The organism is Mycobacteriales bacterium (assembly GCA_035504215.1).
Classification (GTDB): Bacteria; Actinomycetota; Actinomycetes; order JAFAQI01; family JAFAQI01; genus DATAUK01.
Genome location: DATJSI010000060.1, coordinates 1 through 7,867 on the forward strand (window position 1 = coordinate 1; position 7,867 = coordinate 7,867).

6 protein-coding genes and 1 pseudogene are annotated in these 7,867 nt (G+C 68.5%); 4 read left to right on the top strand and 3 right to left on the bottom strand.

Features of this window, described 5'->3' with window-relative positions; all coding sequences use genetic code 11:
- The 4 genes from VME70_07555 to VME70_07570 form a co-directional block, all read left to right on the top strand.
- On the top strand, positions 1–2,010 hold a 2,010-nt coding region (locus VME70_07555), incomplete at its 5' end, for an acetate--CoA ligase family protein (GenBank protein HTW20049.1).
- Between the two features lie 202 nt (positions 2,011–2,212).
- Positions 2,213–2,545: a metalloregulator ArsR/SmtB family transcription factor gene (locus VME70_07560; protein HTW20050.1), complete on the top strand. Its 333-nt coding sequence runs from the start codon at positions 2,213–2,215 to the stop codon at positions 2,543–2,545.
- Between the two features lie 82 nt (positions 2,546–2,627).
- Positions 2,628–4,121, top strand: coding sequence for an MFS transporter (locus tag VME70_07565; GenBank protein ID HTW20051.1), 1,494 nt, complete (start codon positions 2,628–2,630; stop codon positions 4,119–4,121).
- 70 nt (positions 4,122–4,191) lie between these two features.
- A complete protein-coding gene (locus VME70_07570; protein ID HTW20052.1) occupies positions 4,192–5,226 on the top strand; it encodes a hypothetical protein in 1,035 nt (344 codons plus the stop codon).
- Between the two features lie 19 nt (positions 5,227–5,245).
- Here VME70_07570 and VME70_07575 read toward each other — a convergent pair whose 3' ends face one another.
- The 3 genes and pseudogenes from VME70_07575 to VME70_07585 all read right to left on the bottom strand — a co-directional run.
- Entirely contained in the window at positions 5,246–5,425 is a 180-nt protein-coding gene (locus VME70_07575; GenBank protein ID HTW20053.1) for a hypothetical protein, read from the bottom strand.
- Positions 5,426–5,504: 79 nt separating this feature from the next.
- Positions 5,505–7,275 (bottom strand): annotated as a pseudogene (locus tag VME70_07580) (MOSC and FAD-binding oxidoreductase domain-containing protein).
- Between the two features lie 15 nt (positions 7,276–7,290).
- The coding region (locus VME70_07585) for a PKD domain-containing protein (GenBank protein ID HTW20054.1) at positions 7,291–7,867 on the bottom strand (577 nt) is incomplete at its 5' end.

The following is a 7,867-nucleotide window of genomic DNA, read 5'->3' on the forward strand; positions in this document are numbered from 1 at the left end:
CGGGCAGGAACCGGGTACGGCGTGGTGCACAACCTGCGGCGTACCGGCTACGAAGGTCAGGTCGCCTGCGTCAACCCGAAGTACGACGAGATCGATGGCTTCCCGTGCTACCCGAGCCTCGAAGACGTTCCCTTCGTGCCGGATGTTGCAGTTCTGGCGGTGGGGACCGAGCGAGTCGTGCCGATGGTGGAAGCCGCGGTCGCCAAAGGTGCGACCGGCGCCGTGGTCTTTGCGTTCGGGTTCGCGGAGGGCGGCGAGGAGGGCAGGGCGCTCCAACAGCGGATGCGCGAGCTGACCGACAAGGGCGAGATGGCCCTGGTCGGGCCGAACTGCCAGGGCCTGGTGAACTTCGTCGACGGCGTGCCGCTCTATATGGACGCCGTACATCCTTACGATGCGGGTCGGGTTGCCCTGATCGCGCAGAGCGGCTCGGTCGCGACGGCATTGATCAACAACCGTCGGGGCGTGCGCTGGAGCCATGCGGTGTCCAGCGGCAACGAGGCTGTCACGGACGCCGCCGCGATCCTCGAGTACTACGTCCAGGACAGTCGGGTCGACGTGATCTGCGCGTTCCTCGAGACGATCCGCCGTCCCGACGTCTTCTTCGCACAATGCGACCTGGCGAGAAGCCTCGGCAAGCCAGTGATCATCTGCAAGTCAGGGCGGACCACCGAGGCGCAAGCGGCAGCCACAGCGCACACCGGAGCACTCGCGGTTCCGGACCGGTTGGTCGACGCGGCCCTGCGCCGTCACGACGTCATTCGCGTGGACACTCTCGAAGAGCTGCTGGAGACCGCCGTCGCGATGCAGTCACCCCGTCGGCCGAAGGGCGGCGGGATGGCGGTGCTGACCGCATCCGGGGGGCAGATCGAGCTGGTCCACGACCACGTGCCGGGCACCGGGCTGTCCATCCCGGCCTTCGCGCCGGAGACCGTTTCCGGGTTGCGCGAGCTCATCGCGGAGTTCCTTCCGGCGACCAACCCGCTCGACTGGTGGGGTACGGCGGACTACGACAACCGGGTTCCCTCGATTGCGACGACCGCGGCGAACGACCCGAGCGTCGACATCCTCGTCCAGGTCGGTGACTTCACGGTCGGGCCCACCGGTGACGAGCCTCGCTCGGCCGGCTCGGTCGCCGCCAGTCGCGTCGCGCATTCCGAGACCGACCGCCTGTGCGTCGTACTCGACGGCGTGGGTGGCGCACCGACGGCGGCCGACACCGAGGGTGCCCTCGCCGAGGGTGTTCTGGTGTTGTCCGGCTTCGACACCGGGTTGCGCGCTCTCGGCCACCTCGTGCGTTACAGCGCACCTTCGCCAGCGGTCGGCGAGCTGCCGCCGGTCGACGTCGCCGGGATCGAGTCCGTGCTGAGCCGGATGGCCTCCGGGCCGAACGGCGGGCCGCTCGCCCTCGAATTGCTGGCAGCGGCCGGTGTCACGGTTGCGCCGCACGAGGTCGCCAAGTCGGCCGAAGAGGCGGACGCGGCATGCGCCCGGTTGAGGTTCCCCTTGGTCGCAAAGATCGCCGACGAAGAGGTTGCGCACAAGACCGAGCACGGCGGCGTCATCCTCGGCATCGACTCCGAGGTCGCGCTCGCCGCGGCGGTCACCGGGCTGCTGGAGCGCGGCGCACGCGGCGTGCTGGTCCAGGAACAGATCTCGGGCGGCACCGAGTTCATCCTCGGGCTGCATGCGGCACCGCCGCTCGGCACCTTCCTGCTGGCGGGGTTCGGCGGGGTCTGGACCGAGCTGGTCGACGACGTTCAGGTCCGCGCCACGCCGCTGCGCACCGGGGATGCCGGCACCATGCTCGCCGCCCTGCGTGGATACGCGCGGCTGACCGGGGCGCGGGGTAGCACCCCTGTCGACCTGGCCGCACTCGAGCGCACGATCGGCGTCCTCGATGCGCTCGCAGCGGTGCTGGGCGACCGCATCACCTCGCTGGACGTCAATCCGTTGATCCTGTCCGCCGACGGTGCGATCGCCGTCGACGCCCTGCTGGTGAAGGTCTAGGCGGCGCGTTGTTGTTTTCACATCGGGGGAAATGTCGGGCTGGCCGTTTCCGCGGCCCGAAACCGTCGAACGGGCAACGTGACCGGTCGCGGTGTACCGCAATTCTTGCGGCGCGAGGTAATGTCCCAACGGCAGATTCTTCGATTGCTCCGGACCAACCCTCACATTGTGTTGATGACTTCGTGACTCGACAAGGATGACGATGGCGAAGCGCGCGGCAAGTACCCGGCCGGTGATGACCCAGGTCGACACCCAGGACCCGGCGGTTGATGTCCTCAAAGCACTTTCGGACCCGATCCGCCTGTGGATCATGTCCCAGATCGTCAGCACGAACGAGCTGGCATGTACGTCGCTCGAGGAGGCCCTGCCGGTCTCGAAGTCGACGATCTCGTACCACATGAAGATCCTGCGCGGCGCCGGTCTGATCAATATTCGTAAGCAGGGCAAGTTTTACCACTACACCGCGCGGACCAAAGAGATCGAAGAATTGATGCCGGGGCTGGTGCCGTGGCTGGTCAAACGGAGCAGCGCCTGAACCACCTTCGCTTAAGGATCGTCACCGGTACAGCTCGACTGCCGGTCGCGCCGCGCTGACGTGGCCGGGTCGGGGATCGCAGGTGGCTGAATGTCGCGCCGGCGCGATCGGCGACCTGGCCGCAACGCCCTCCCGGGTGTCGAATCCCACCGTTGTCGTGTCGGCCGTGGCGCTTGCCACCTTTGTCGCCAGCCTCAGCACGAGCAGCCTGGGGGTCGCCGTACCGGCGGTCTCCCGCCACTTCCACGCGACTGCATTGCAGTCCACCCTGATCGTGGTCATCCCGTCGCTGACCAGCACGACGCTGATGCTGACCCTCGGACGAGTCGGCGACCTGCTGGGCCGGCGATGGTGCTATCTCCTCGGCGTCGGCACCTTCACCGTGTCGAACCTCCTGTTGAGCGTGGCTCCGACCGCGTGGGTGTTCGTGGGCCTCCAGGTCTTCTCCGCGGCCGGCGTCGCGGCGGTCTGGGCGAACAGCGCCGCGATCCTGTTCGATGCCCTTGATCCACTCCGGTTGCATCGAGCCCTGGGCGTCTACGCCTCGGCGATCTCCGTGGGGGACCTGGTCGGACCGACCATCGGAGGAGCCGTCACCCAGGCGATCGGTTGGCACGGAATCTTCTTGTTCGGTGCGCTGGTCGGCGCGGTCTGCCTGGTCTGGGGTTGGCGATCGCTTCCCGACCGGCCGCCGGACTCGAAGAAGTTCCGGTTCGACGTCGTCGGGTCGTTCCTGCTGATCCTCGGCCTCGGCGGGGTCGTGATCAGCTTGCTGATCGCGCAGTCGGGCACCGGCTTCAGCCGCGACATCGTCGGGGGAATCGCAGGGGCAGGCGTCGTACTCGCGTTCTTCGTCATCAACGAGTCCCGCGTGACCACCCCGCTGATCCACATCGACCTGTTCCGCAACCGCCGGCTGTGCCTTGCGATCGTCTCCGGCCTGCTCAACGCGATGGCGCAGTGGGTGCCGGTCCTGTTGATGGTGCTGTTCCTGCAGGCCCTTCGCGGCGATACCGCATTGCGGGCCGGGCTGTCGGTCATGCCATTGCCGGTGTCGGCCGTGACCTTCGCGGTGAGTGCCGGCCTGCTGAGTCGCGTCCTCGAGCCCGCACGATTGGCGATCCTCGGCTCGGCTCTGGGCGCGGTCGGCCTGGCGCTGCTCGGAGCCAGCTTGACCGCGCCTTATCCGGTCTTCGCTGCAAGCCTGGTCGTCGTCGGTGCCGGCGCGGGCATCTTCACGCCGGCGAACGCGAACGCAGCGATGAGCTCCGCCCCGAGCGCAAGTGCCGGCCTGGTCAACGGGGCCCGGCTGACCATCCAGAACGTCGGTTGGGTGGCCAGTACGGCGCTGGCGCTCACCCTGATCACCGCTCCGCTCCCGGCCCATTTGCGGCATCAGTTCTTCACCGGAACGGCGGCCAGGGTGTCGCCGCGTTCCGTGAGCGGCCTGCTTCGGGGGTACCACCACTCGCTTGACGTGCTGGTTGCCTGCGCGGTGCTCGCCTCACTCGCCGCGGTGCTGTCCTACCGTGCCGACGTACGGGTCCGCCGGGTGGTCGGCACTCCGGATCATTAGGAGGTCGGATCCGATTCTCGGCCCGTGTCAACCTCAGCGCGGATTGGGGCGTTGTCAGGACATGACTCACATGCGAACGGTGTCGCGAGTGCTTGCCGCCGCGGCCACGGCCGTCCTTGTTCCCTGCCTCGCCGCGGCGTTGCCCGCGGCCTCGGCCGCGAATGCCGCCGCGGGCACGACCCCGACCGCGCACACGGGAATCGCTCCGGTCGCGGGCGGGGCCCGCTACCTGGCGTACGTGCGAGGCACGACGACCCACAAGTCTTACGTTCCCGGTGACGAGACCACGGGCACCCTGCACGTGCTCACCGCGACCGGGAAGCGGCTGGACCTCGGCCCGATCATGCCCCGGCCCGGGTTCTCGCTGGTCGACGCGACGCTGATCGAGACCAGCTTCTCCGGCCCCACGGAGAACCTGAAGTGGTGGGACCTCGCGAAGGGGACCCACGGCAGCGCGACGGGCGCCGCGTCCGAGTGGGCCGTCGGCGCCGCGCCGGACGGCTGGTTGCTGACCACCAAGGTCGGCGGGGGTCACGTCATCTACCAGCATTTCGGCGGGAAGAGAACCGACCTGGGTAGGCCCTTGCCGGCCGGTGTCGGCTACTCGGCGGTGACCGGTGCGTCCGGTTTCGTCGCGTACGGCGACAACGACGAGAACGGCAATGGCGAGATCGTCTTCGCACCGTGGGCGCATCCGACCAAGCACACCGTCCTGCAGAAGCCGAAGGGCCAGGAGAACTCCTGCAGCGCGGTCGACGTTCACTGGGCGGCGTGCGGCCTGTCCGACCTGACGCACTCCCCCCTGGCGCTGATCCGCGTGAGCGACGGCAAGCAGGTACGGACCACGAACCGGTGCCGCTTCGAGTTTCCGGCGCTGTTCGGCAATCACGCCGCCTGGGTGAACCCCGGCTCCAAGGGCTGCCCGCGTGGGACCGTCGAGATGCTCGACAGCCATGGGCACCTGACCGTCTCGACCCGGCACGGCTACAACTGGTACTTCCGCGTCGGCGCCCTCGGCCGGTTCGTGACCACCAACAAGGCGCAGACCGAGCTGCTCGGCCTCAGGACCGCCAACGGCACCCCGAAGGTCCTCGCTCGGGCCTAGGCCGGCGAGGAGAGGTGGGTCACGGGCTGTGACCCATCCGCTCCATCAGGCGAGCCCGCGTGATCCCGAGGCTGGCGAGCAGCTCCTCGTCGCGGTCCGTGTCGATGGGGTCCGGGAGCTGATCCTCGAAACCGGCGATGACGTCGGACATGCCGGCGCGCTGCAGTATCGCCAGTGCCTCTGCTTTGGGAATGATCATTCGCGATCCCGTCCGTCCAGCACCACCGTAGTCGGCGTGCCGCGGCCGTAAGCAGCCAGCCCAGGTGGCGGGCGCCGCGTCAGAGGTCCAGGACCACGTCGTCGCGCGGCCGGGAGCAGCAGAGCAGCGCGCTGCCCTCGGCGGGCGGTTCGATCGGGTCGGGGCTGTAGTCGACGGCACCCGCGATCAGCGTGGTCTCGCAGGTGTGGCAGACGCCGGTACGGCACGACCAGCGCACCGGCACATCGCACGCTTCGGGCGAGCTCGAGCAGGCTGCCGTAGTCCGGACTCCAGCGGATGGACAAGTCGCTGCGCGCGAACCCGATCGTGGGCCCGTCGCCGGCCGGCCCGGACGGAGCGTGCGGCGCTCGGGGCGGGGTTGCCTCGACGCCGGGTGTGATCGATGGCGCCGGTCCGAACGGCTCGGTGTGGATCCGCGCAGCGTCGATTCCCAGAGCGGCCAGACCGGCGCTGATGTCGGCCATGAACGGCGGTGGGCCGCACAGGTACACCATCGCGTCGCGCGGCGGATCGAGCTCGCCGATCAGGGTGGGTGTCAGCTGCCCCGCGGTGTCGAAGTCGCGGCCCGGACGGTCGTCGGGACCGGGATCGCTATAGCAGATCTGGCTGCGGGTGTGCGGCAGCGAGGCGAGCAGCGTCCGCGCCTCGGCGGCGAACGGATGCTCCCGTCGGTTGCGCGCGCCGTACAGCCACCAGATCTCGCGCCCAGACTTCGCTTCGGCGAGAGCGTGCAGCATCGCGAGGACAGGAGTGGCGCCGACGCCTGCACTGATCAACAGCACCGGCGCGGGTGTCTGGTCGAGGATGAAGGTGCCTCTCGGCGCGCCGATGTCGATCTCCTCGCCCAGCTCGCACCCGGTCGTCAGGTAGCCGCTGACGGCGCCGTGCGCCTCCCGCTTGACCCCGATCCGGTAGTAGCCCGCTTCCGGCGAACTGCACAACGAGTAGTTGCGCAGCAATGCCCGCTGCCCGTCCGCTGGATGGATGCGAACGGTGAGGTATTGACCCGGGCGCGCCGCGGGCAGCTGCGTGCCGTGGGGACTATCGAGGCGGATCGCCGTGACGGAGTCGCTCTGCCTCTCGATGGCGGCCACGGCCAGCCGGCGAAACCCGGTCCATGCCGGTGGGGGGCTGGCGGTCGTCAGGCCGGCGTTGCCCGCTCCCGGAGCCTGCTCGAGCAACGCTCGGAACGACTCCTGCCAGCCCGGGCTGAGCGCCGGCACTCGCAGCGCACGCAGCAGCTGCTGCCGTGGGTGCTGGGGCAGGTAGAGCAGCGCGTCGACCTCGGCGACCGTGATCTGCTCCGGCCCGGAGCCGATCTTCACGATCTCGTCGCCTGCCTCTACGTCGCCCTCGGTCAGCACCCGGAAGTAGAAGCCCGGCCGGTGGTGAGAGACGAGCAGGGCCGGCATCCGCGGCTCATTCATCCGGATGCCGACGCGGTAGCAGGTCACCCGCGGTTGCGTGACCTCGAACAAGGCGCTGCCGATCTGGTACTGGTCACCTATGCAGACGACATCGTCGCCAAGACCGTCGACGGTGAAGTTCTCGCCGAACTGGCCATAGGTGAAGTCGTCCCGCGCGAGCTCGCGCTCCCAGTACCGGTACGAGTCGATCTGGTACACGAAGACCGCACGCTGCTCGCCACCGTGCCCGGCCAGGTCGCCCTGTCCGTCACCGTCGACGTTCAGCCTGCGCACGGTTCGCGCGCCGGTCACCGGCTCCTTGAAGATTCCGGTGTAGACGGTCTTGCCCTGCCAGGCCACGTCACGCGGCAGCCCGACGTTGACGGACAGCAAGGTACCGACCGGAACCTCCTGACCGCCTATCCCGCAGTGACCGAGCTAGCTCTTGACCTTGACGTGGTGCTTCACCGTCGTGACCACGCCGCTGCTGTCGGTGATCGTCAGCGTCACCGTGAACTTGCCGGAGTGCGAGAACGCGTGATGAACCGACTTGCCGCTCGCGGTGTGGCCATCGCCGAAGTTCCAGTGGTAGCGCTTGATCGTGGCACCGGTGTTCGGGGTGGTCGTGCCGGCGGCGCTGAACGAGCCCTTGTGATGGGTCTTCAGCTTCGCCGAACCCTTGTAGTGCACCGATGCCTTCTCGCCGACCGTGATCGTCACCTTCTTGATCACGATCTGGTACAGGCTGTCGGTAACGGTGAGCGTCGTCGTGTACTTGCCAGCCGCGGTGTAGGTGTGGCTGACCGACGTACCGGTGGACGTGTGGCCGTCACCGAAGTTCCAGGCGTAGCTGGAGCTGGACAGGGTCGCGGTCACTCCCGACAGCTCCGTGCCCTGCGCGGTGAACGTTGCCGCGGTGTGCAGCTTCGGGTGCGCTGGGGAGGTCATGGTGACGGTCGGCGCCGTCGAGGTGAACAGCCGCAGGCCGCCCTTCGGCGTACCGAGCCCGCTCGGC

Excerpts from the sequence above, each read along its gene's own strand:
- VME70_07560 (HTW20050.1), top strand. The coding sequence starts at position 2,213 with ATGGCGAAGCGCGCGGCAAGTACCCGGCCGGTGATGACCCAGGTCGAC.
- VME70_07570 (HTW20052.1), top strand. The coding sequence starts at position 4,192 with ATGCGAACGGTGTCGCGAGTGCTTGCCGCCGCGGCCACGGCCGTCCTT.
- VME70_07575 (HTW20053.1), bottom strand. The coding sequence starts at position 5,425 with ATGATCATTCCCAAAGCAGAGGCACTGGCGATACTGCAGCGCGCCGGC.